The following is a 24,046-nucleotide window of genomic DNA, read 5'->3' as shown; positions in this document are numbered from 1 at the left end:
CTGTCTTCAAGGATGGATAAGGTTATGGCGTGGGAAGAGAAAAGTAGAACGGGCAAGACAGCGATAAGCTCGTCTTGCCCTGAGCAGGACGCTTAAGCGGCAAAGGTCACCGCATGAGGGGGGCGCAGGCAAACCCGCACCCGAGCACCTTCATGCAGATCAATATGACTATCCAAGGCAGCACTTAACTGGCGACCATTCTCCAACCCTAGGGTATAGAGGGTTACCGTGCCTAGAAATTCCTTTTTCAACACCTGTGCCTCAACTTGCCCTTGCTGTCCCGGCACGATTTCATTCGGCCGGATAAATAGCTGTACCTGCTGCCCATCCTCATGGGCTACCGCCGCGCCATTGAGGGGAACAGGGCCAATCTCAGTATGCACCATGCCCTGCTCCACTCGGCCCGGAATAAACTCCCCCTTGCCAACAAAGGCGGCCACACGTGGATTAGCTGGGTGATAGTAGAGATTGTAGGGTGTGTCCCATTGCTGCAATCCGCCATCCGCCAGCACCCCGACATAGTCCGAGAAGGCAAAGGCCTCTTCTTGGTCATGGGTGACCAACACTGCAGAAATAGACTGCTGTTTGAGAATATCCCGCACTTCACGGGCCAGATGGCGACGCAGGTCGGTATCAAGATTGGAGAAAGGCTCATCCATCAGCAGCAACTCCGGCTCAGGGGCAAGTGCTCGGGCAAGTGCCACCCGTTGTTGTTGCCCGCCGGAAAGCTCATGGGGATATCGCTGTCCTAGGCCCTGCAGATGCACTAACTCCAACAGCGATTGCACCTTGGCACTCTGCTTCGCCTTAGGCCAACCACGTAAACCAAAGGCGATGTTATCCACCACATTCAGGTGAGGAAAGAGCGCATAGTCCTGAAACACCATTCCAATGCGCCGCTGCTCGGGAGCAACGAAGTGATCTGGCGCAGATAATAAGCGCTGATTGAGGCTGACCCGCCCCTGCAATACCGGATTAAAACCCGCCAAGGTACGCAGCACTGTGGTTTTACCACAGCCACTTGGCCCCAGCAGGCAGGCAATATTACCCTGCCCCAAACTGAAGCTGACATTCTCAACCACCGCCCGCTGCTGATAACCGCAGCTGAGGTGTTCTACTACCAGAATGTCGGTCATGCTTTACCTTCGCTCTTGTGCACTATTTGATAGTCGGGAGGAAATTATAAAAGCTAAGTATTCTCGTTAGCAAAAAATCCTCACGCTTCTTGACCCTTATCAAGCCTCGTAGCTAATGCTTGACGATAGCGCTGCCAATCAAAATAGGGGCCGGGATCGGTTTTGCGCCCCGGGGCAATATCCTCATGGCCACAGATATGCTCGGGCTTGAGCAACGGATAGTGACGCAATAGCAGAGTGGTCACCTCAAGCAGCTGCTCATACTGTGCGGAGGTAAAGGGTTCAAAGTCACACCCCTCTAACTCAATACCAATAGAGAAGTCATTACACTGAACACGCTGCCCATAGCACGACTGCCCGGCGTGCCAGGCCCGCTTATCAAAGGGGACAAACTGCACCAGCTCCCCATCTCGCCGAATCAGTAAATGTGCTGAAACCTGCAGATGTGCAATCTCAGCAAAAAAAGGATGCTCATCCGCATTCAAGCAATTAGTAAAAAGCTGCTCAATATAGGGACCACCATAGTTTCGAGGAGGCAAGCTTATGTTGTGAATCACCAGCAAGCTGACTTCTGCTGCTGGGCGTTCGTTGTAATTAGGCGAGGGCACCCGGCGACAGGGCTGCACCCAACCATTCTCCAGCGTAAGCAAAGACACTGTACAGGAACTCCATACCAGCATGGCTGCAACGGGGCTAGCTTGTTAAGATAGGCCCCTCTTTGGAGGTGCAAGCATATCATGACTCTACGATTGGACATTCACGCCTGCGTAGCACGGGCGTTAGCCGAAGACATCGGTGAAGGCGATATTACCGCCGCACTTATTCCCGCTGACAAACTCGCCAACGCTCAAGTAATTACCCGCGAGGCTGCCACTATCTGCGGGCGCCCCTATGTCGATGAGGTATTTCGCCAAGTTGATCCCCGCATCGAAATTAACTGGCTAGTGACAGAAGGCCAGCAAGTGAGCGCTAATGCGCCCTTATTTAACCTCAGCGGCCCAGCTCGCAGCCTGCTGACCGCCGAACGCAGTGCGTTAAACTTCTTGCAGACATTATCAGGCACCGCCACCCTGTGCCGGCGCTATGCCGATCTGGTGGCAGACTTGCCGGTAAAACTACTGGATACCCGCAAAACCTTACCGGGGCTACGTTTGGCACAAAAGTACGCTGTCACTCAAGGTGGCTGTTACAACCATCGCATCGGTTTATATGATGCTTATCTGATCAAAGAGAACCACATTATGGCCTGCGGCTCGATAGCGGCAGCCGTGGCAGAGGCCAAGCGCCTCGCCCCCGGTAAACCCGTCGAGGTCGAGGTGGAATCACTGGAAGAGCTGAATCAGGCTCTAACAGCAGGTAGCGACATTATTATGCTGGACAACTTCAGTCTGGACATGATGCGCGAAGGAGTCAGTTTTGCCCAAGGACGCGCCAAGCTAGAAGCCTCCGGCGGCGTGGATCAACACAGTCTGCGTGCCATCGCGGAAACAGGGGTCGACTTTATCTCCATCGGCGCACTGACCAAAGACTGTAAGTCCATTGATCTGTCGATGCGTTTTCAATAAATCAAGCACACTCATTGGTTCTGCCCCTGGAAATACCAGGGGCCGCCGCGGGTTTGCTAAGTCTTAGCAAACCATCCTTGGCTCCACTAACTTTCAGCCTGACAACGCACATAAGCCAGAGAATGCCAGTCTTCAGTGGCGGCAAACTTCACCACATCAACCACATCGATATAAATACGACCGATGCCCAGACGCTGACAAAGTTGGGTGGCAAAGCCCAAGGGATCAACCACTTGTTCCGGCACTACTCCCACCGCCAAGCGATCATCATTCCAGACATAAGAACGAATCAGCGGCTCAGCACCCAGGTGCTGCCCTGCCTGTTGCAACACCTCTGCACTTAACCTCGGCTTTTGCCATTCGATATAGAGAGTCACCAGCACCGAGGCTGCTATTAGTAAAAACATCAGTGCACGCTTATCCATACTCGTCCTTCATATTCCGGTTCTGTATTAGCAATGCCTTCATCATACCCTGCCAGATTAACTCCCCCATTACGACTAAGGGCGTATGCCCGATACTCAGATACTCGCTCCGAAAATGTTTTTTGCATTGCACAAAAAAATTATTTGACACCCCCCAATGGCTGGCTAAAATTCAATCAAAGACAAATTGTGCAACGCACAAAAAAACGAGGTGAGTAATATGTACAAGAGCATGATGGAAGATCTGAAGAAAACCTATCAGCCCCTGGTTGAGCTGAATGAAATTAACAAGCAAGTTTGGGAAAGCCTGTTCAAACAATCCAGCGAGTATTCACGCGAACTACTCAGCAACAGTCTGAGCCAAGTGAAAACCCTGGCGGCAAGCAAAGACATGTTCAGCCTGCTGGACAATCAAGCCGTGTTTGTTAAAAACCTGGATGCCTCCTTGGTATCCCTGGCACAAAAGCAAACCTCCACTTTACTGGAAGCCCGTGAGGCCTCCACTAAGGTGATGGACGAACTGGCTGACACCTACAGTAGCGCTCTGAAAAACTGGGGCAATCAGTTCAAATCCTAATTGAGTTGAACACTGGACAAGTCGAGCAATCGATGGGGCAGGAAGCCGGGGTACAAAGATCAGGTGTCGGGGCCCTCACTCACCACGCAGTGGCACCTGATCAACCACTCCCCGACAAGTCAGTCCTGCTGACTTTTCATTGATGAGGTCTCTAGCGCTTTACGTTCAAACCCACGGAGTTGGCAACACTTGTATGTTCTAGGCAGTGACGTAACGGAACAGTGGCAAAGGCAATGGGGATCGGCTCAGGAGGTGAGTTCCATACCGATCCGCAACTGTAGTGGAAGAGTTAGCTAACTCGCATATTGACCCGGCCCCCCGCCGGGTCCTTTTTTACGCAGGCGATAACAAGCGTTCAGCCAAATACCCAAGTTGCGGCCATATTTCATCGGCCCAGGGCAACAGCTCCGCCGTCCGACTCGGACCGGTTAACACTCCCACCGCCCGACCTGCGGCAAAAGTCTTTGCCATCTGTAAGTCACGTGGATGATCTCCCACTACCGCTACCTGATAAGGCTCTACTTGGGCCTGCTGTGCCACCTGTGCAAGCATTGCCACATCAGGCTTGGCTGCCAACCCCTGATCACTCCCCAGGGCCCAATCCACCCAAGGGCTGATCTGCAGAGCTTGCACAGCCTGTTCAGCAAAATACTGACTATCTGAGGTCAGTAAAGCTACCTTCACCCCTCGTGCTTGCACTGCCTGTAACAACGAGGGCAACGGACAAGGGGGTCGTAGCGTCTGCAAATAATGTTGTGCGAAGAAAGCATCGGTCTGTTGCTGTAGCTGCGCCAACGTCATGGTCGGCAACACCTGTTGCCAGCAAGCTAAAATCTGTGTGGGTGTGGCATGCACCAAAGGAGAATCAGCGGCCAACTGCCCCTCCGCCGAGAAGCCACTGACCGCCAGGAGGGCAGCGAAGCATTGGGCATCCCCTCCACTTAGGTGGCGTAGCACACCAAAGTACAACGGCGTCCAGGTGGGATAAAAGTCGACTAACGTGCCGTCTTTATCCAGCACCAGTAGTTTGATTTCAGACCAGGGGGTTGGGACCATCGCCCGGAATCACTACCTGCAGCTGCGGAAACAATGCCTGTACCTGCGGCTGCTGCTGTTGGCTAAAAATCAACTTTAGATTGGGCCCTGCATCCATGGTGAAATACAGCGCCAAGCCCTCAGCCCGCGCCTGCCAAACCTGCTGCATGGCTGCTACCGACTCAGGTAGCCAATATAATAACGGCGGCCAGGTGGCAATCATGGTGGCATGCATACTCAAGGCATTATGTTCAGCAGTTTCACCAAGCAACTTCAAATCCCGCTCGGCAAAGGCTTGCTTAAGTAAACGAAGATCACGCGCCGCCTGAGCCGGCCACTGCTGGTACAGCAAGCAGGTATCGGTTGTACGGTTCATGCCTGCTCTGGAGTCAACTTTCTTTTCCTCCTGAGTCAGAGCCAACACCCCCAGGCGCAGCTCTGGCCAATGCCATTGCAAAGGCTCCGCATAGGAGTCCAACCCATCCTCTCGTTCACCGGCATGCCACTCCACCAAGCCTTGGAACAAAGAACGGCACGCACTGCCACTGCCCAAACGGGCCATAGCGGAGAGATGGCTATAGGGTAGCTGCAAGCCATATAAGCGGGATAACGCCAGCGTCAAGGCTGCAAAGCCCGAGGCGGAAGAAGCCAACCCTGCCGCAGTTGGAATAGTATTGCGGGTGTCGACCACCAATGCCTGTCCTTGGGGCCCGCGGAACAGATCAATAAATTGACTGACTTTCGTAGCAAAGCGACTGTCCGCTGCCAACCGCCGCCCATTCAGAATGACCTGATCTTCCTTCGCCTCTGCAACCCGTACCTGAGTATGGGTACCCAGTTCACCTAAGCTAAGCGACAGACTGGCATTCATCGGTAGATTAAGCGCCGCTTGGCGCTTACCCCAATATTTGCACAGGGCAATATTACTAGGCGCAAAGGCACTCGCCTGGGACTGTTGTGGTTGTAGTGCCTGCTGCTGCAAATACAGCGCGGCAGCCTGCTCAATGGCAATCATCAACACTCACTCCCTTCTGACTCAAACGAACTGGGATGCTGAGATACTCAGCACTCCTGTGTTCGGCGCCGATCGCTAAAACCGAGTCCCCTAACCCTGAGCCTGATATTTTGGCCCCGAGCACGCCTGACAACCCTCGCAAGCGATATACCATGGCGGCCAAGGTCGCATCACAGACACCCAATGTATCCAGCAAGCCATGCTGGTGATTCATATAGTGCCCCAGTGCATACCAGTCCTGTTGCAGACAAGCCTGCACCGCTAATTCGGTGGTGCTGCCCATTAACTCATATAACTGCTTTAACCATTGAGGATGGCTCTGATGGGTTTGGCGTACCCATTCAATCACCTGAGGTGTGGGGGTTTTATAACCTGCATACCAGAGCGACAGGGGGCAATCTAAAGGCAAAGACTCAACCTGATAGCCAAGCGGTTGGTAGGCAAGTAAGCCACCATAACAACTTGCCGCTAAATCCGATCCAGACCCCCGTCCCTGCACCTGCAGCACCACTTGATGTGCCTCACGTAACAGCTGTGGCGGAGACAACTCCTGCCCCTGTAATACAGCCAGCGCCTGTAAGCAGGCCAAGGTGACCGCCGCCGATGATCCCAAGCCAACCTGATGACTAAAGTCAGAATGGATATGCAGGGCAACCCCATGCTGCAACTGACGTTGCTGCACAGCGGCTAAGATAAAACGAAAAGATGGATCGGGCTGAAGCTGAGAGAGGGGCTGCTGATAGTGCCCCAATTGAGAGTGAATCTGTAGTTCTGGCTGCGGGAGTAGCCGCGCCTTCACTTGCACTCGTTGATCCACGGCTAAGACCAGTGCACGCTGCCCATGTAGTACAGCGTGCTCACCCATTAGCATTAAACTTCCAGGGGCTGAAACCTCAACCTGCTGCCACATGGGCGCCATCCTGCTCGCCTTGTAATGCAGTGCAGCGATACCCTGCTGCCAACGCCAAATCGCTCGGATCAACGCCATAGACCAGTACGGCACCGGCTTGATCTCCTCGGATAGCCCCCGCACCACATACCTTGGCAGCCCCACCCTTCGCTTCTAGCTGACGGATAAACTGCTGCACCGGTGCCGGCACGACGCCAATTTGCTCAAGCAAACGCTGATTAGCACTGATGGCGCTTATAATCCCGGCCTGATCGTGTTCAAGCAGTGCCTGCCGTAATCCCTGGGTGACCTGACTGAATGTTTGCCACAGGCTGGAATCAGCAAATTGCTGACGCACCTGGCTAACACACTCCCCTGTTGAGCATTGGGGCTGTCCACTATGAACAAGCCACCAGGGTCCTTGTAACGGCGCCAAGGTTTCAACTTGATCCTGATGCAAATACAACACCCCACCCTGGACTACCGTGGTAGCGTCAATCGCACTGCCACGCCCATGCTGCAATCGCTCAACAAAGCGTGTCAACGCAATCAACTGTGAGGCATCCATCGGTTCGCCATAGAATTGCGCCAAGGCACTGGCTACGGCCGCAATAGTTGCCGCCGAGGAGCCTAATCCAGCACCAATAGGAATGGCCGAATCCAGCTCAATTTTGACCCCTTGCCGGCTGTCAGGTTGGAGCCACTGTGCTGCCAGATAAAAAAACAGCTGACGACCACTTTCCAGGACATCCTGAATTTCCAGCTCACCATCAAGAAAGGCTTCATGGGCATCATCCAGATCTGCCTGCATATCCAGGCAATCCAAGATACTTAAACGCTGTTCAATACCATCTAACAACAAGACCACTTCAGGCTTCGGCAGCTCACTAACCCGCACCTGAGCACGGGGGCTTACCGCAGCGGCTAGGGCTGGAGCGCCATACACCACTGCATGCTCACCACTTAAAATCAACTTTGCTGGAGCGCTGGCGCTAATCATCATACGGCCTGGTAAATTCGCTTATGTTGGTTAATCGCAGCCAGACGGAAAGGACCTGTGGTTTCCGCAGCGATGTTATGTTCTTGTCCATCCACCGGATTGGGATAGGCGTACAGGCGACGATAGGTTTGATAATCCACCTGCTGACGATTAGCCAACAATTGCTGATGCTCGTGTTTGCGCAACCACTGCTGATATCCCGGCACAACCCGGCCTGCATAAAACTCTGCCACGCACCCTGATCCATAGCTGAAAAAGCCAATCAACTTCTCACTGATATCTTCACGGGCATTTTCCAGCAAAGAAGCCAAACCAATGTACATTGAAGCCGTGTAGCTATTACCGATGCGCTTGTTGTATTGCAGGGTGTCTGTAATCTGTGCTTCTGCTTCTGCTGCAGTCAACTCAGCGCTTTCCAATTTCAGCAGATGAGCATGAGCCTTCTGTGCCATCCGAGTAAAGGGCAGGTGATAGCAGAAAAAAGCAAATTCACGCAGAGAGCGCCCGCCTTGCTGGCGATAGTGCTGCCACGCCGATTTAAGGGACTTCAAATAAATTTTGGTGGAATACTTACCATCCACTAATGCGGTAGAGCGATAGTTGGGACGCCAGAAGTCCATCACATCCTCGGTGTGCAAACCAGACAGTGGTTCTATTTCAACCAAGCGAGGATTAGCGGCAATCAATAAAGCCACGGCTCCGCAGCCCTGGGTTGGCTCACCGGACGAATCAAGGTCATAACGGGCAATGTCAGAGGCAATTACCAGCACCCGCTGCTGTGGTTGGCGCGCAACTAAAGCACAAGCCATCTGGATTGCGGCGGTAGCGCTATAGCAAGCCTGCTTCAGCTCCACCACCCGGCAGGTCGCTGGCAAGCCCAGCAATTGGTGAGCAAACACCCCGGCAGACTTCGACTGATCAATGCCGCTTTCAGTGGCAAATAACAGGGTGCTAATCGATTCCGGCTGCTCCAACTGACGAACGATAGGCAAGGCCGCAGCGGCCCCCATCGTGACAACATCCTCATCAGGCGCAGGCATGCCCATTTGTTCCTGGCCAATACCAACGTAGTACTTCTCTACATCAATATTGTGCACCTCGGCCAACGTGCGCAGGTCCAGGTAATAGTTGGAGGTGTAAAAACTAATATCGTCAATGCCAACCTTCATAGAGGGACTCAATTCCTATTACCCGTCCAGAACAGCTCATCACGCAGATACAGCTGCTCCACATTAGTTATACCCAGCAAAAACATTGCCGTCACAAACTCACGCTTAATGGATTCTATGACCCTAATTACCGCTTCAGGCGACTCCATGGCCGGGCGCAGAAATGGCGCCGCCATCCCACACACCGAGCCGCCGAGTATAACAGATTTGACCATATCGATACCGCTGCGAATTCCCCCACTGGCGAGAAACACAGCCTTGCCCTGATAAGGGCGTAATTGTTGCAATGCCAGCGGCGTAGGCAAGCCCCAATCCTGAAAAGCCAAGCCCAAATCACCCTGTTGACAACGATGGTGCTCAATCCGGCTCCAGGAAGTACCACCACTACCCGCCACATCGAAATAGCGCACTCCGGCTGCCAAGCCTAGCTCAACATCCGCAGCCGATAAGCCACATCCTACTTCTTTCAAGATTAGCGGGCAGCTCAACTGCGGGGCCAGCGTCTGTATTTTGCCAGCCAAACCTGCAAATTGCGTATCCCCCTCTGGTTGTATCGCTTCCTGCAAGGGGTTGAGATGCAGATAAAGCGCATCCGCATCCAATACGCTGACTGCCTCTTCACACTCCGCCAGGCCAAAGCCCTTATTCAGTTGCACCGCACCGATGTTGGCAAGCAGGGGCACACTCGGTGCCAGCGTACGTAGCGCAAAGCTCGCTCGTGCCTGGGGGTGGGTAAACATCACCCGCTGTGATCCTACTCCCATCGCTACGCCAGTCGCCTCGGCAGCCAACGCCAGATTACGATTAATCGTTAGCAACAGAGCGTGATCTCCACCCGTCATGGAAGAAATCAATAGAGGAAAGCTCAGGCGTTTACCGAGAAACTCGATCGATGGATCAACATCAGCCAAGTCGATTTCAGGCAACGCGCGGTGGCGCAAGCGTAACTGATCAAAGTAGGCGCCCTGACGATCCGTTGCTGGGTCTTGTTCGATGACACGAATATGCTCCAGCTTACGGTCATTAGTTTGCTCGCTCATCCGCGCTCCAACTGTAAGTGAGCCTGCATCAGTTCGCCCGGATTAGTCTGGGCTGCCAGCAATGACAACTCTCCACAGAGCACCGTGGCTGCACAGATCACCGCTAAACGCTGAGCATTGGCACCAGGCTCGCGCTCTTCACGACACCCCAGCTGGCGCAGGTTGTCCTCGACAAAATCAAGCCCTTTACCATTGCCGACGGTACCCACGATCAGATTAGGTAGATTACAAGCAAAATAGAGATCGCCATCACGTACTTCAGCTTGTGTCACCCCTTGCGAGCCTTCCACAATATTCGCCGCGTCCTGCCCCGTCGCCAAGTAGAAAGCCAATAGCATATTGGCGTAGTGGGCATTAGCAGAGCGCAACCCACCGGCGAGCAAGGTTCCTAGCAGGTTTTTCTTAATATTCAGATCCACGACTTTTTCTGGCGTGGTTTTTAGCCGTCGTGCACAGAGCTCACGGGGAATCAGAATTTCCGCCACCACATTTTTACCGCGACCAAGAATGCCGTTTACTGCGGTGGCCTTTTTATCTGAACAATAATTGCCGGAGATGGAGCCATAGCTCAGCTGGGGATACTGTTGCAATAACCAGCGGATCAAATGATCAGCTGCATTGGTTACCATGTTATGTCCAGAAGCATCGCCGGTACGGAACTCCAGACGCAAAAATAATAAGTTACCGGCAATTTGGTGATGAATATCAATTAACTTGGCAAAACGACTGCTTTGTCCAACCACCGCCTGCATTTCCTGCTGGCGAGTCAGAATAGACTGCAAAGCCAATAACGCATCACCAGCGTGGGCCGCTTCTAACAGAATGGAACGGCTCATGCGTTCATCAATCAGAGTCGCGCGAATACCCTGCTCACACAGCATGGATACACGCGCACCACGACCGACAGAAGGCCACAACGGGCTTTCATAGGTCGCAAGAGGAACCGACACGGACTCCTCCATAATATTTCCACTGATTTTAACTGGCCCAACCCAACGCATGGGCACAGGCGCAGAGGCAATTTTATGAGCTTTCATAGTTTGCTTAGTCAGCTACAAAAAAGGGTTGCCTTCGCAACCCCTTGATAATTCTCCAAGACAAACAATGCCTTGCGCAAAATAAGGTGCGGCAATTTTAGCGATGCCCCCTGGCAAATGCAATCTGCCTAAAGCGGTAGGGAATCCTCATCATCTCCGCCCAAAATGCCGCCTTTGTTTTTCAATACGGTACGAATACGTTTGCGGCTCACCAGTTTTTTCTGAGCTTCACTGGGAAGCTCGGTAAACATCAACACGCCTTTATCGATCAATAAATCGATGACATCCTCCAGTACTCGCTGCAGCTCTAAGTCTGACTGACGCAGCAACCTTTGGGTTGAGTCCACATCTTGATGCAAAAAAGACTTTAACTCAGGAGAGTCAGGATCAATTTGCTCATTGGCCTGCGACTGAGCAGTCGCATAAACCGCTACAATTGCGCCGCTGGCATCCCTTTCAACATAAGGCATAACTCGCCCCTCCCCTTGCGTTTAGTGCCCACGATACCCGCCACCCAAGCTTAACGCAACTGACTGCAACTGCACGGAGTTTGCAGCCAGGAACAGGGCCTAGGTAGAATGGCCGATCTGTATTTTTGACTTATAAAAATAGGTACGGGGTTTGTTCACCTATGGCATTCGGATTCGTCACATCAGCACCCATCAGCGCAGGTCAGTCTAAGCGACTATTAAGCACTTCTTTAGCCACAGCGCTATTCAGCTTTAGCAGTTTGAGCTGGGCACAAAGCGATGCCTCTATACCGGCCCACATTTTTACCAGGGATGCAGAAAATCGCACCTCTATCTTGGTGGATAAAAAAGGCAAAACCGCCTATCTGATTGACTTTCAAAATGACATGCCAACTCTGAGCCGTCGCTATGACAACTTATTATTTGGCGAAAATGATGGCGATAAAGAGTATGAAGGTGACAAGCGCACCCCGGAAGGGGTTTACCGCATCACTCACTTTATCCCGGGCGAAACGCTCCCCCCTCTTTATGGCACAGGGGCTTTTCCTATCGACTACCCCAATCCCCTGGATAGAATCGAAGGTCGTAATGGCAGCGGCATTTGGCTGCATGGCAAAGATGACAATGATCCCAGCAAGAATGTCACCCTCGGCTGCGTTGCCTTTGACAATACAGAAATTACTGAACTCAACGGCATGATCGGCAAAGGCACTAATGTGGTCATTGCTCCTAAAGCAGATTTCCTTACTCCAGAAGCCTACGCCAAAGAGCGCGACAAAATTCTGCAAGAGCTCGACACCTTTATTACCTCCTGGGAAGGCGGTGATATTGATACCTTAGCCAGTATGCTCCACCCTGCCTTTCAAGGACCGGGGGGTATCAAACGGCAAGCCTGGCTAGAACGCAAACGTCGCCTAGCAGAGCTCTACCCAGAAAAGCGTATTGCTACCAATAACGTGTATGCCTACCGTGAAGACGGTGACCAAGTCGTCTATGACTTCGAACAGCTTTATTGTGCCAGCAACCTAGTTTCTCTTGACCATAAACGCTTGTTCTTTAAACGTGACAACGATCGCCTGCGCCTGGTTGCTGAAGATATTACCGAGCAAGCTACTGCCCCCTTCGTAAATCGCAGTATTGAGCAGTTCGTCAATTCCTGGCTCAGCTCCTGGAATGCCGGCAATGTTGATGCCTATGTGGGCCACTATGGCAATGACTTTACCGATGAGCGTGGACGGGACTTGTTAGCCTGGACACTCTATAAAAAAGGCATTTTCCAAGAGCGCCCCAATCAGCGTATTACCATAGAAAACCTACAAATTTCACCCATTCAAGGCAACCAGTACCAGATCCGCTTTAAACAGGATTATCGCAGCCAAAGCTATGCCGACCTGGGCATGAAGACGCTCATTATTCGAGGCTGTCCTGGTGAATATCAAATTATGGCGGAGCGCTGGTCAGCCCTATGAAACTCTTTTCCCTGATAAGTCTGGCTACGCTGCTACTGGCCAGTAACGCCGTTTGGAGTGCCCCCGGCACCCAACACCAAATCTTTTTTGAAGGCTCCGATTACGAGCTGAATGTTTATCATGTCAAAGGCCGCCAGCCAGGTAAAACCCTGCTGATTATTGGTGGTATCCAGGGTGATGAGCCTGGCGCCTACCTCTCGGCTGACCTTTATCCTGATCTGATGCTAAAACAAGGCAACCTGATCGTGGTTCCCCGTGCCAATCTCAAATCCGTTATCCTCGGTGAGCGTGGCCCCGATGGCGACATGAATCGACAATTTCACGATGAAGCCGAACCCGGCCCAATGACCGAAGTGGTTAGCAAACTGAAAGAGCTCATGGGCCAGGCTGACCTTTTCCTACACCTTCATGATGGCTGGGGTTTTCACTCACCCACATATATCAATGAGCAGCGCAATCCCCAGCGTTATGGTCAATCTCTGATCGTTGATACCGAGCAATTTCAATGTGATAACGGCCAAACCCTACCGCTAGGGGAACTGGCTCGCACCGTTCTTAAACAAGTCAATCAAGGAATTGATAATCAGGATCATCACCTTACCTTCTTCAATACCCGTACCGCGGATCCTGATACGCCCTACACCGCTATGCGCAAAACGGCCACCTATTACGCCATGCGCCAACATTGCTTACCGGCATTCGGAGTAGAGGCCTCAAAAAACTTACCCTCCACCGAACTCAAAGTGCTGTATCACAACCTGGTAATTAATGAGTTTATGCAGCAGTTAGGGATCGTGCCTGAAACGCCACGCATTCTAGTTTCAACACCTCGTATTCAGTTTGCTGAGCTAGAAGTCAATGGTGAATCACGCATTGTTAAACCTGGCGATACCCTCATCGTCGATAAAGGTGCCAATCTCAAAGTGCGTCACATCAGTAGCGATTACCAACGAGGTATTACCTGCGATGTACTCGATCACGGTGGGCTCAATGATGGCAAACATGAACTGGTTATTGAAAAAGACACCCGCCTACTCTTTCGCAAAGAAAGTGCTGAAATTGCCTCTATTGGCATTCGCGTTCGTGAAGCCAGCCCCCAGGCAGGCGCAGTGCTAACACCGGCGGCTCTACCCAGCGGTCGCGTGTTCCTAATCAGCCTCAACAATACCTGGAAACTGCTGCCTGCCGGCGCCACGCTACCCCTGGGCAAAAGTGACAGCCTCCGCCTCATTAGCAGTTTCGAAGCGGGAGGAGCTTATGAAGAGCCTAAGCTTAACTTTAAGGGGTGGGTATCACATCCAGGTGATAATTCAGGTGACGATCGCGGCCATGAAATCATCCCCAAACGCACCGAATTCCTGGCTAAATACTCCATCGATGGCAAGGGCAGCATTTATCCGGTAACCGCAGTCAACAAGGATGGCGAAGAAATCGCCCGCATCCTGATCAAGCTGACTCCTTGACCAGCACCCTAAAAGCAAACAGCGGGCCGCAACCCGCTGTTTGTATTTAGAGCAACCTATCTGTTAAAGCACATTCTCTTCAACAATCTTCCACTCACCATTCTCTTTCTGTAGGCGCAGTTGTTTGGTAACGACATCACTATAATGATTTGCCTTATAGCTCTGAGTGAAGCTTACTGTCGCCATCGTATCCACCACTGCTACCGCAGGCTCAGTGATATCTACTTGAATCCACTGAGGTGAACTGACTGCTTTACGACGTTGTGCTTGCCAAACATCTACACTGCCCTTGCTCGGTTTAAACTCAGACGAATACTGCGCTAGATAACCATCAATATCCTGACCAGCCCAAGCCTGACGCCAGCTTTCAATCGCCGCCATCACTTCCTGGTAATCCGCTGAAGCATCAACAGGTTGAGCCTCAACAGGGTCAGACACATAAGCTGTACTTGCCGTGAAAGACTGATCATCCATACTGGCTAACAACTTACTGGATGCCGCTAGGATACGATATTGGGCCAAACGATAGGCCGCCTGTGCTCCGAGCAGGTTATTGCGGGCTTCAAAGAGTTCATTTTCAGAGTCCAGCAAATCCAATAAGGAACGCTGACCAATATTAAACTGCTGCTTATAAAGCTCACGGGTTTGCTGGGCAGAACCTACTTGGCGGTCCAAGTAATTAACCTGCTCCCCTAAAAGCTCATAGGCGGACCAAGCTAGCTGCATCGTTTCTGTCACTTCGCGATGGGTTTGATCCCGAATGGCTTTGGCTTTGCTCAACTGCTCACGCGCCTGCTGCTGACGAGAGCGATCAGCCCCACCATTAAAGATGTTGTAATTCAGACGTACCATTGCCTCCCAGTCGGAGTTACGCCCTTCATTACCATCAAGGTTTTTATCCAGGCTGGTTTTCGCCTCAAAAGTCACCCGCGGCATAAACAAACTATTACGAGTTTCTATTTGCGCTTGAGCTTCGCCAATGTCGGAGGTCGCAGCCTTCAGGATGGCATTATTCTCTAAAGCCATTTCTACCGCCGCATCGATCGATGCTGGTAATAAAGCTGAGTTAAAGTCAGGGAAACTCACTTCGTCTGCAGCCTGCCCTACCATTAACTGATAACGGGCTTCAACATCCTTAAGATTATTACGTGCTGCAATCGTATTGGATTGAGCCAATGCTAACCGGCTTTCCGCCTGGGCTAACTCAGCTTGGGAGGCAATACCGGATTGGCGCCGGATCTGAATCTGATCATAGATGCTCTGGTGCTTCGTCAGATTTTCTTCCGCTAGGCGCAGCAACTCACGCTCGCGATAAACATCTAGATAGGCCCGAGCAACTTCTAACCCTACCCGTTCTGTTTCACCCGCCAACATCCATGCTGCCGCATCAGCACGCGCTTCTTGCCGCGCCACCTCTGCCTGAGTGCCAAAGCCATCAAACAACACTTGTGTTAAAGCCAACTCTGACTCACGGCGAGTCAGGGTCTTATTAATACTTTGCCCTGCCCGATCCTTAGTGTGCTCTCGACCAATCCCCATCCGCAAATCCAGGCTGGGTAAGTATCCTGCACGTGCTTCTTTGACTGCTTGCTCAAAGGTTTGTTTATCGAAGCGCGCCTGCTCTACCAAGGGGCTGCTTTGCACAGCCTCCTTTACAACTTCCGGTAAAGGCTTGGCCCACACTGTTGCCGACCCCGCCACCGCTAGGGCAATCAAGGTCTGGGAAAAACGTTTGCCGCTGCTCATACCACCACCTGTTAATTTATCTGTCTTCTTCTTTCGTTGACATACAAGGCTAAAGATAGCCTATCTTTCACCCCCAGTTTGCGATACAGCTGGCTTAACTGGTTTTTCACTGTTTGCTCAGAGAGATTCAGCTCACTGGCAATTTGCTGATTGCTCATGCCATTAGCGACACAAGCAACTAATAAATCTTCCCGCTCATTCAAGTCGCCCTGCACAGCGACAGGTTTGTCACTCTGCAACCCAGGCACCTTAGCCAAATGTTTGACCATCTCGGTGATCAATGCCTCTCCCAGCCAAACCTGCCCCATGCGTACTGTTTGGCCTGCTTGCTGTAACACCTCTGCCCGAGCATGGGCGTTTAAATAACCCCGCGCTCCCTGCATTGTCACCATCAAGCCTTGATCCAGCTGAGGAATATTACTCAAGACTAATAACTTCGCATGAGCGAAACGCTGCTGAATACTGGGCAGCAACCTGTCCAAATCCTGGTTCGCATGTAACCAAATCAGTTCAGGCTCTACTTCAGGCATCCGCTCCTCCGCCCATACCAACTCATTAGGAGCCAAAGCTGACGAAAGGCGCAGGTATAAGCTTCTGCTATGACTAAGCAGTAAATCCATGATTATCGCTCTCGTAAGGCGGTTTCTTTGGCCCGATAAACTGGCTTCAGTAAGTAGTCGAGCACGGTCTTTTTACCGGTCATAATGTCCACCGTCACCACCATCCCAGGGATAATAGGCAGAGGTTTTTCCTCTGAGCCCAAGTGAGTTGCTTTAGTGGCCAAACGCACCATGTAAAAATCTTCTCTAGTTTGCTCATCATGGACAGTATCAGGACTGATATGGGTCAGTTCCGCTTCCAAACCTCCATAAATGGCAAAGTCATAAGCCGAGAAGCGCACCACTGCTTGCTGCCCAGGGTGCAAATAGGCGATATCGGAAGGCTTAATCTTCGCCTCCACAATCAGCAAATCTTTAATAGGCACTAATTCAATCAGGCTCATGCCAGGCTGAACCACCCCTCCACGGGTATTCACCAGCAGCCGTTGTACACGGCCATCTACCGGCGCCCGTACCGCCGTACGCTTTACCTGATCATCCAGTGCCTTTAATAGTTCAGATAAGCTTTTATGCTCCGTTGAGGTTTCCGTCAGTTCAGCCCTTGCTTCACGGCGGAAGTTAATCTGTGCTTCGGAACGCTTTTGCTTTGCTTCTTCTATCGCTGCCTGCAATCTTGGAATGGTGATACGCAAGCTACTGAGCTCACCACGGATATCGTTAACCTCACGTTCTAAACGCAGCAACTCAACTTCCGATACTACCCCCGACTTGGCTAAGGGGCGCGTCATGGTTAACTCACGCTCAACTAAGTTAAGGCCACGCTGCACCTGAGCCTCTCGGCTTTTTGACTCATCTAGCTCTCGTTCGCGCTGACGAATCTGCGACTCCAAGATACCGATTTGCTCTTGCAACGAGCGTAAGCGTATTTGGTACAGGCTATATTCCTGACGAAGATAAGGATTATTTGTTTCAGCCGTAATATCAGGGGCAAACTCTTTACCCTCTGCCTCCGCTTGTAGACGTGCTATTTTGGCTTCTAAAGCCAAAAAACGTTGCTGATTTTCTTCAAAGGAAGCATTGAAGCGGGTGTCATCAATACGTAGTAACACCTGCCCAGCGGTCACCATCTCCCCTTCTTTCACGAGGATCTCCGAGACAATCCCCCCCTCTAGATTCTGTACGACCTGCAGTTGGTTAGAAGGAATCACCTTGCCCGTCCCTCGGGTAATTTCATCCAATTCGGCCCAATAAGCCCAAGTAATCACCACTAACAGCATGGCAATAATCAGCCAAAACAAGCCACGCCAACGTTGTACTTGCTGGTTATAAAGTGCTTCTTTAAGGTCAGCTGCAAAGGCTAAATCCTGATCACTCATACGTTCTTTCATCTCAGGACACCTTCAACCGGCCTTGTTTTAAAGCTTCTAGCACTGCTTCTTTTGGTCCATCTGCCACAATACGTCCTTGATGCACGACAATCAGACGATTCACCAGTGTTAATAATGAGGCTTTATGTGTCACCAAAATCAGGGTTTTACCTTGACTCCACTCCTGTAAGCGCTGTTTAAAACGCTCCTCAGTACTAAAGTCCATTGAATTGGTTGGCTCATCCAACAACAGCACATTCGGCTTGTGAATCAACGCCCTCGCAATACCAATACATTGACGCTGCCCACCCGATAACCCTTCACCACGCTCGCCGATCATCATGTCAAAACCACGCGGGTGTTGATTAGCAAAGTCGGTTACTCCACTTAAGTCTGCCGCCTGCAAGATGGCCTCATCATCCGCCAGAGGTGCCCCTAGCAGCAGGTTTTCTTTCAAACTACCGGAAAACAGCACAACATCCTGAGGCACATAACCAATATGCGAACGCAAATCGGACAAACTCAGTTGTTTAACGTCAATATCATCCAAACGAATCGAGCCCGATTCAGGTGCATATAAGCCCAACACCAACTTACTAATAGTGGATTTACCCGAGCCTATCTTGCCAATTATTCCGACATGTTCACCGGCATTAATTTTGACACTGACTTTTTCCAGCGCATTCATCTCTTGCCCCGGATACTTAAAAGTCACCTCTTTAAACTCGATATTGCCATTAAACGTCTGCCGCTGAACATATTGACGCTTGGCATCTCGCTCAACCGGACGTGCCATAATATCGTTCAGGCCTTTTAGAGCTAATGCAGTCTGTTGATAGGAGGCTAATAGGCCTGCGGCCTGAGCCATGGGAGCTATGGCTCGACTTGTTAAAATCACACATGCAATCAAGCCCCCCATACTCAGCTCTTGTTCTGCGATCAGGTACACCCCAACCACAACGGTAGCAATAGATGCAATTTGCTGAATAATGGCCGATACATGAGCAATGGAGACCGTCCAGTTCTTTAACTTAATCCCCCATTTACCCGCGTAGGCAACAGCATTTTCCCATTTTCTCTGCGCCCAATACTCTGCACCTAATACTCGCAGTGTTTCCATCCCCGCCAGGGACTCAATCAATACGGCATTTTTCTGCGCGCTCGCACCATAAACATGCTCCACCGACTTCATAATCGGTAGGGTTGCGATATAGCTGTAAATAAACAGCAGAGGCATAGCGATAATCGGCACCCACATCATCGGCAAACCAATCCAAGCGATGGTGATTAAAGCAAGGATGGCAAAGGGAAAATCAATCAAGGTCACCATCGTCGCCGATGTAAAGAAGTTCCGTACTGAGTCAAACTCTTTTAGATTAGAAGCGTAACTACCTATCGATGTAGGTTTCACCTCCATGCGTAAATTTAGAGTTTGCTCAAACAGTCGGGAAGATAAAATAATATCGATTTTTTTTGCCCGTTACTTCCAGATAATAGGCCCGTAGCGACTTTAAAATAAAATCGAGCACATAAGCCACACCTATCCCTATTGCTAACACCCAGAGTGTTTCAAATGCCTGATTAGGCACCACTCTGTCGTAAACATTCATAGTAAATAAAGGACTAAGTAGGGCCAGTAGGTTAATAAAGAAACTGGCAATAAGCACATCACGAAAGATGGGTAAAAACTTAGTTAAGGTTCCCCAAAACCAATGTTCATTCTTAGCATGATGAATATCTTTATTTGTAGGATCCGGCTTATATTCTGGCTTAACCAATACAACAAAGCCGCTGTGGCGCTGACTAAGTTCAGCCAAAGGCAGGCGGGTCTTAGCATCACCTAACTCCGGCAGAATCACTTCCGCCTGATCGCCTTCTAACGTCAGGAGGATACAGGCTCCTCCTCCTTGCAGCAGGAGTACACAAGGAAGCAATAACGAAGACAGTTGAGTTAAAGGACGCTCCGCCAGCTTACTGGATAAGCCTACGCGGGAAAGCGCCCTTTCAATTAAGCTAGGCGTTAAGCGATTATCGGCCAAAGGCAGTCCTGCGACCAATTGCTCAGCCGTCACAGAAATCCCCAAGAGCTTGCACTGAATTAGCAAAGCAGACAGCAATTCATCTTCTTGTCGCCCACCGCCATTTACTTTACTTAACAATTCAGCATCATCCATTACATACACCCCTAGCTATGGCGACCCAAGACTATGCAAAAAAACGTTATACATCAACCAATAAGGGGTTGTTTTAACTATTTTGCTTTAATTTCAGCAGATATTGCTTATTTCAAATCCCTCAGCACAACAAAAAATCACACAAAACAAACAGTACAAAAACAATAAAGCCCGCAAAGATGCGGGCTTTATTAGCGGCTGAATAACTCAATACTTTACTGATCGACGATCAACTGCCCCTTACTAAGCAGGTCATTGATGATGTCTTGATCAGAACCCGACAAGCTCACTCCTTTGAGGGTAATGACCTGATCTTCCACAGCCGCCACATTGGAGGCAGCACCGTTGATCTGCCCTTTACTGCTAACATGAACGAGGGTATCGCTACCAGATTGTTCAAAGTGCAGGTATTGGGTCAAGTTACCGCTATTCTCACCTTGCAACAGATCACGCAGGTCTAGCACGTCTTTTTCGGCCGTAGTGCTCTTGAAATCAAGCACTTGGTCATGGGCTGGAGCACCCGCACTGCCCTGATCACCATCCAACCAGCGGAAGGTATCAATGCCCTTACCGCCATGCAGAATGTCATTACCTTTGCCACCGATAAGAATGTCATTACCACCCTGACCAAAGATGATGTCATCACCCTCTCCACCAGTCAGAATGTCATTACCACCACGATCCTCATTACCTTTCAAGGCATTGTAGTTGGTGGTGATGTAGTCTTTCAGCTGCTGTTGAGAGGGAGCGGCACCTCCATTCACTGCATGTTTTAAGTACTCAACCAGGCCTTTAAAGCCCATACCATCATGACTACCCGCACTATAGGACACGCCATTGTCGGTCCAGGACAGGTGATCGGTGTTGATGCTATCACCGAAGATGATGTCCGCACCGGCTCCACCAGTCAGGGTATCGTCGCCATAGGGTAAGGGGTTGGATTGCAAGAAAGCATTCTGCAATGCCAGGCTCAACTCCGACGCAGAGCTGATAATCTGCGGATTACCATAGGGCACATTCGTCATACCATTGTAGGTAGTAGTACCGGCAATACTCGTATTGTCGAAGTACTTCATATTGTTGACGTCATTTCCTGAGCCAATGCCAATGGCATGCAGATTGATGTTATTAGCACCACTAAAGCTGCCCGTTCCCTTCATCATGCTGGAAGCGGCTTTAATCGCTTCTGTCATCGACTCCGTAGTACTACCTGAGGCCACAGAACCATCCGAGTCCTTCAAATAGCGATTAGGCGCCCCATCGGTAATAAAGAAGGCATTATTCACAAAGTTCGCCGCACCATTACTGCCGGCATCAACAACCGATTTCAACCAAGCGGAGCCTGACGTCAGACCAGCATCATAGTTAGTCCATCCATCCGCAGTCATATTGTTGATGACATTCTGGATCGTGCTGGCATTGCTATTATTCAGGTTAGTCACATTGACATTCTGCACTATCCCTGTCGAGAAAGTGACCAGCTGAATATTCACCACACCTTCATGGGCTTTAAGCTGGTTCAGCAGATTAGTCAGCGACTGCTTCATCGTCGCCATCTGGCTACTCATACTGCCCGAAACATCAACCATCAGAGAGATGTTGTAATTCTTGGCTGGCACCAGCAGCACACTGGAGCCCGCTGGATCACCGATCAGCACATCATTACCACCGCCACTAACTTTAGTATTACCGTCAGTAGTACCAACATAGAGGCTGTCAACACCCGTATTAATCAGCAGATTAGCGGTATCCTGATCGCCATCTGCATCCTTCATGGTGTAGGTAAAGCTTTCCTGAGCAGCCCCTTCGCTAACAGTGTATTTAAACTCAGCTATGCGGAACTCTTCATTGGTATTACCAGCATCTAAGCTCACTACCATATAGGTGAAGGCTTTAGTCATACTTGGCCAGAAGACAATATTATTACCATTGCCTGTCTCAACCCCTTCAGAGCGCGTGCCTGACTCCAGGAAGTTACCGTTGCTGTCGAAGGTCTTCCAGATAATGGGGTCACCATCATTGGCATTGATAAGCTTGATCGAGACATTAGAAGCCCCCTCATCAAACTTCACCACCAAAGCTTCTGTCTGCCCTTGTTTGTTACGCTCAATCGGGTTGCTATTACCACCCGTACCGACACCGATACCTGCCGTTTCAGTAATGGCTGCCTGGAAAGTAGTGTTATTTAGCTTAGCTAAATCCAAACCACCACCCGCTGTCAGGTAGCTCGCTCCCAAACCAAAGCCGTACATATTGACGCCATTGGTACCGTTAGCCGTACCGGCGGTAAAGGTCTTCTCAAACGCTGCTTGATCAGAGGTGTAGGTGTAAGAGCCATCACGATTCACTGTGATAACGCCATATTGGGTGTCAATGGTCAGAGTGTTCTGCCCATTGGCAAAGGTATACACCGTACCCTTATGGCTAACACTCAGAACCTGTCCTGCGGTATCCACAATAATGTCGTTGGCAAGCACATTACCAGTAACCTGCTTACCGATACGGACAAAAGCTGAATCATCCAGTGCATCAGGATTGGTATCACTTACCTTAATCGTTGCCTTGGTCCAGGAGGCCGTCGCCAAGCCATCGGAAGCCTGATAATAGAAGGCATCCTCAATGACATCGCTACTGCTGTGATTCAATACGGGGGCTTTATAGGAGAAAGTACCATCAGCATTGATGGTTACCGTACCGCCCAGGGCCGTGGTCAGTGTTGCTGCGCCATTGACAATAGTCGCAGTACCACCATTGGTCTGAGAGACTGCCGCCACCTTCAAAGCTCCGCCATGGTCGGCAGAATCATTTGTCAGCACACTGGCTTGATTGGTAGTACTACCCTCAATCACCGCATAGTTATCCGCTGCCACATTAAAGTCCGTCACCGGCGTAACATGGAGGAATACTGTCGCGGTATCACGGTTGCCATGACCATCATCGATGGTGTAGTCAAACTGCGCAGGGCCGTGGTAGTTAGCCGCCGGGGTAAAGACAACCTTGTTCCCCACCAACTGCACCGTACCATTCTGCGGGTTACTGACACTCACTACGGTCAAGCTATCACCATCAGGATCACTGTCATTGGCCAGAATGGCCGCAACAGGGATATCCAGCGCCGTATCTTCTGGCGTCACCAGGGAGCGGAAGGCCTGAGTGCCATCAAAAACTTGGTAGCCATTATTGCCCTGCTGAATTTCCGCCTTGAACTGATAATACCCACCTTGCTCCCAGTAAACGACTTCCAACTTGTGATAGCCGCCTTCAGCAATAGTAAAAGCGCTATGAGTGGTAGTGGTCGGTGATTGGTTTTTATTCACCTCTGCAACCACTTTGCCATCTATCAAAATGCTGTAGCCATCATCCGACGCAATCCGGAAATTATAAGTACCGGGATCAAGCTTAACGTAACCATGCATGTGGATGATGGCATCCGACGAATCTGCCGGATCATTCGACAAACTGGCAGCATCGTGATCCAAGAAGGACTGCAGGTTAGTCCCCATCCCCAGGCTACCGCTACCCAGTTTGTAATCGAGCTTGGTTGCGGTGAAGGTCGCACTAGGGTTATGCGTATCAATAAAGTTACGAACTTGAGTCACATTAGACAGGTTCGAACCGTCTGGCCCTTCACGGTAACTAAAGAAGGAAGCATGCAGACCGGACAGACCATAATCATCCACCGCTACAGGAGGATGGTCGTCATCCAAAATGGTACCTGTGCCGGAAGCGTTATAGTTCGTGCCGTTCGAATTGAGGGTCGCATTCAGGGTGAAGTTTTCAGTAGGTTCAATTTTGCCATCCTCTACCGTAGACACCCGTACCAGCACTTGGCTGACGCCAGCACTGAGGGTCAGGGCACTGCTGTAGGCGGTCCAGTTGGCACCACCGTCGGTGCTGACTTCGAAGGCG

Annotated in this window: 21 protein-coding genes; 4 read left to right on the top strand and 17 right to left on the bottom strand. The window is 50.8% G+C overall.

Annotated elements, in window-relative coordinates:
- Positions 1–92: 92 nt before the first annotated feature.
- Both Q334_RS17410 and ampD read right to left on the bottom strand, forming a co-directional pair.
- Positions 93–1,136, bottom strand: a complete 1,044-nt coding sequence (locus tag Q334_RS17410; protein ID WP_035460420.1) for an ABC transporter ATP-binding protein — start codon at positions 1,134–1,136, stop codon at positions 93–95.
- A gap of 80 nt (positions 1,137–1,216) precedes the next feature.
- On the bottom strand, positions 1,217–1,792 hold the full coding sequence (gene ampD / locus Q334_RS0100095; RefSeq protein ID WP_027311429.1) for a 1,6-anhydro-N-acetylmuramyl-L-alanine amidase AmpD: 576 nt from the start codon (positions 1,790–1,792) through the stop codon (positions 1,217–1,219).
- Between the two features lie 81 nt (positions 1,793–1,873).
- Between ampD and nadC the strand changes: the two genes are divergently transcribed.
- A complete protein-coding gene (gene nadC / locus Q334_RS0100090) occupies positions 1,874–2,701 on the top strand; it encodes a carboxylating nicotinate-nucleotide diphosphorylase (protein WP_027311428.1) in 828 nt (275 codons plus the stop codon).
- A gap of 86 nt (positions 2,702–2,787) precedes the next feature.
- On the opposite strand, the gene Q334_RS0100085 is transcribed toward nadC, so the two are convergent.
- Positions 2,788–3,126, bottom strand: coding sequence for a hypothetical protein (locus Q334_RS0100085; protein WP_027311427.1), 339 nt, complete (start codon positions 3,124–3,126; stop codon positions 2,788–2,790).
- Between the two features lie 220 nt (positions 3,127–3,346).
- Here Q334_RS0100085 and Q334_RS0100080 point away from each other — a divergent pair, with 220 nt between their 5' ends.
- The gene (locus Q334_RS0100080) at positions 3,347–3,703 is read left to right on the top strand and encodes a phasin family protein (RefSeq protein ID WP_027311426.1); all 357 of its coding nucleotides are present in this window, start codon (positions 3,347–3,349) and stop codon (positions 3,701–3,703) included.
- Positions 3,704–4,036: 333 nt separating this feature from the next.
- On the opposite strand, the gene Q334_RS19735 is transcribed toward Q334_RS0100080, so the two are convergent.
- The 8 genes from Q334_RS19735 to Q334_RS0100040 form a co-directional block, all read right to left on the bottom strand.
- Positions 4,037–4,759 carry an HAD family hydrolase gene (locus Q334_RS19735; RefSeq protein WP_027311425.1) on the bottom strand — a complete coding sequence of 241 codons (723 nt, stop codon included), beginning with the start codon at positions 4,757–4,759 and terminating at the stop codon, positions 4,037–4,039.
- The gene (gene mvaD, locus Q334_RS0100070) at positions 4,737–5,753 is read right to left on the bottom strand and encodes a diphosphomevalonate decarboxylase (RefSeq protein WP_035460418.1); all 1,017 of its coding nucleotides are present in this window, start codon (positions 5,751–5,753) and stop codon (positions 4,737–4,739) included. The genes Q334_RS19735 and mvaD overlap by 23 nt, the downstream gene beginning before the upstream one ends.
- Positions 5,740–6,624: a mevalonate kinase family protein gene (locus Q334_RS0100065; RefSeq protein ID WP_162157407.1), complete on the bottom strand. Its 885-nt coding sequence runs from the start codon at positions 6,622–6,624 to the stop codon at positions 5,740–5,742. The genes mvaD and Q334_RS0100065 overlap by 14 nt, the downstream gene beginning before the upstream one ends.
- Before the next feature lie 22 nt (positions 6,625–6,646).
- The gene (gene mvk / locus Q334_RS0100060; protein WP_027311422.1) at positions 6,647–7,642 is read right to left on the bottom strand and encodes a mevalonate kinase; all 996 of its coding nucleotides are present in this window, start codon (positions 7,640–7,642) and stop codon (positions 6,647–6,649) included.
- A complete protein-coding gene (locus Q334_RS0100055) occupies positions 7,642–8,811 on the bottom strand; it encodes a hydroxymethylglutaryl-CoA synthase (RefSeq protein WP_027311421.1) in 1,170 nt (389 codons plus the stop codon). Before Q334_RS0100055 ends, mvk begins: the two co-directional genes overlap by 1 nt.
- A gap of 8 nt (positions 8,812–8,819) precedes the next feature.
- Entirely contained in the window at positions 8,820–9,851 is a 1,032-nt protein-coding gene (gene fni, locus Q334_RS0100050; RefSeq protein WP_027311420.1) for a type 2 isopentenyl-diphosphate Delta-isomerase, read from the bottom strand.
- Positions 9,848–10,888, bottom strand: a complete 1,041-nt coding sequence (locus Q334_RS0100045) for a hydroxymethylglutaryl-CoA reductase (protein WP_027311419.1) — start codon at positions 10,886–10,888, stop codon at positions 9,848–9,850. The genes fni and Q334_RS0100045 overlap by 4 nt, the downstream gene beginning before the upstream one ends.
- Positions 10,889–11,016: 128 nt before the next feature.
- Positions 11,017–11,358 (bottom strand): hypothetical protein, encoded by a 342-nt coding sequence (locus tag Q334_RS0100040; protein WP_027311418.1) that lies wholly within the window; start codon positions 11,356–11,358, stop codon positions 11,017–11,019.
- A 161-nt stretch (positions 11,359–11,519) separates the two neighbouring features.
- Between Q334_RS0100040 and Q334_RS0100035 the strand changes: the two genes are divergently transcribed.
- The gene (locus Q334_RS0100035; RefSeq protein WP_081414275.1) at positions 11,520–12,827 is read left to right on the top strand and encodes a L,D-transpeptidase family protein; all 1,308 of its coding nucleotides are present in this window, start codon (positions 11,520–11,522) and stop codon (positions 12,825–12,827) included.
- Positions 12,824–14,290, top strand: a complete 1,467-nt coding sequence (locus Q334_RS0100030; protein WP_027311416.1) for a M14/M99 family metallopeptidase — start codon at positions 12,824–12,826, stop codon at positions 14,288–14,290. Before Q334_RS0100035 ends, Q334_RS0100030 begins: the two co-directional genes overlap by 4 nt.
- 63 nt (positions 14,291–14,353) lie before the next feature.
- Here Q334_RS0100030 and Q334_RS17400 read toward each other — a convergent pair whose 3' ends face one another.
- The 6 genes from Q334_RS17400 to Q334_RS0100005 all read right to left on the bottom strand — a co-directional run.
- Complete coding sequence (locus Q334_RS17400; RefSeq protein WP_051527391.1) at positions 14,354–16,036, bottom strand: TolC family outer membrane protein; 1,683 nt, start codon at positions 16,034–16,036, stop codon at positions 14,354–14,356.
- Between the two features lie 11 nt (positions 16,037–16,047).
- Positions 16,048–16,566, bottom strand: a complete 519-nt coding sequence (locus tag Q334_RS17395; protein WP_051527390.1) for a response regulator transcription factor — start codon at positions 16,564–16,566, stop codon at positions 16,048–16,050.
- A gap of 92 nt (positions 16,567–16,658) precedes the next feature.
- Positions 16,659–17,984: an HlyD family type I secretion periplasmic adaptor subunit gene (locus Q334_RS0100015; RefSeq protein ID WP_027311415.1), complete on the bottom strand. Its 1,326-nt coding sequence runs from the start codon at positions 17,982–17,984 to the stop codon at positions 16,659–16,661.
- 1 nt (position 17,985) lies between these two features.
- On the bottom strand, positions 17,986–19,380 hold the full coding sequence (locus tag Q334_RS17390; RefSeq protein ID WP_245593638.1) for an ATP-binding cassette domain-containing protein: 1,395 nt from the start codon (positions 19,378–19,380) through the stop codon (positions 17,986–17,988).
- Between the two features lie 19 nt (positions 19,381–19,399).
- Positions 19,400–20,137 (bottom strand): type I secretion system permease/ATPase, encoded by a 738-nt coding sequence (locus Q334_RS20495; RefSeq protein ID WP_211249465.1) that lies wholly within the window; start codon positions 20,135–20,137, stop codon positions 19,400–19,402.
- Positions 20,138–20,352: 215 nt separating this feature from the next.
- Positions 20,353–24,046, bottom strand: a 3,694-nt coding sequence (locus tag Q334_RS0100005; protein WP_027311414.1) for an Ig-like domain-containing protein, incomplete at its 5' end; no start/stop codon positions are given.

Source organism: Balneatrix alpica DSM 16621 (assembly GCF_000619885.1).
Lineage (GTDB): Bacteria > Pseudomonadota > Gammaproteobacteria > Pseudomonadales > Balneatricaceae > Balneatrix > Balneatrix alpica.
This window is presented reverse-complemented; position numbering and strand designations above follow the sequence as displayed.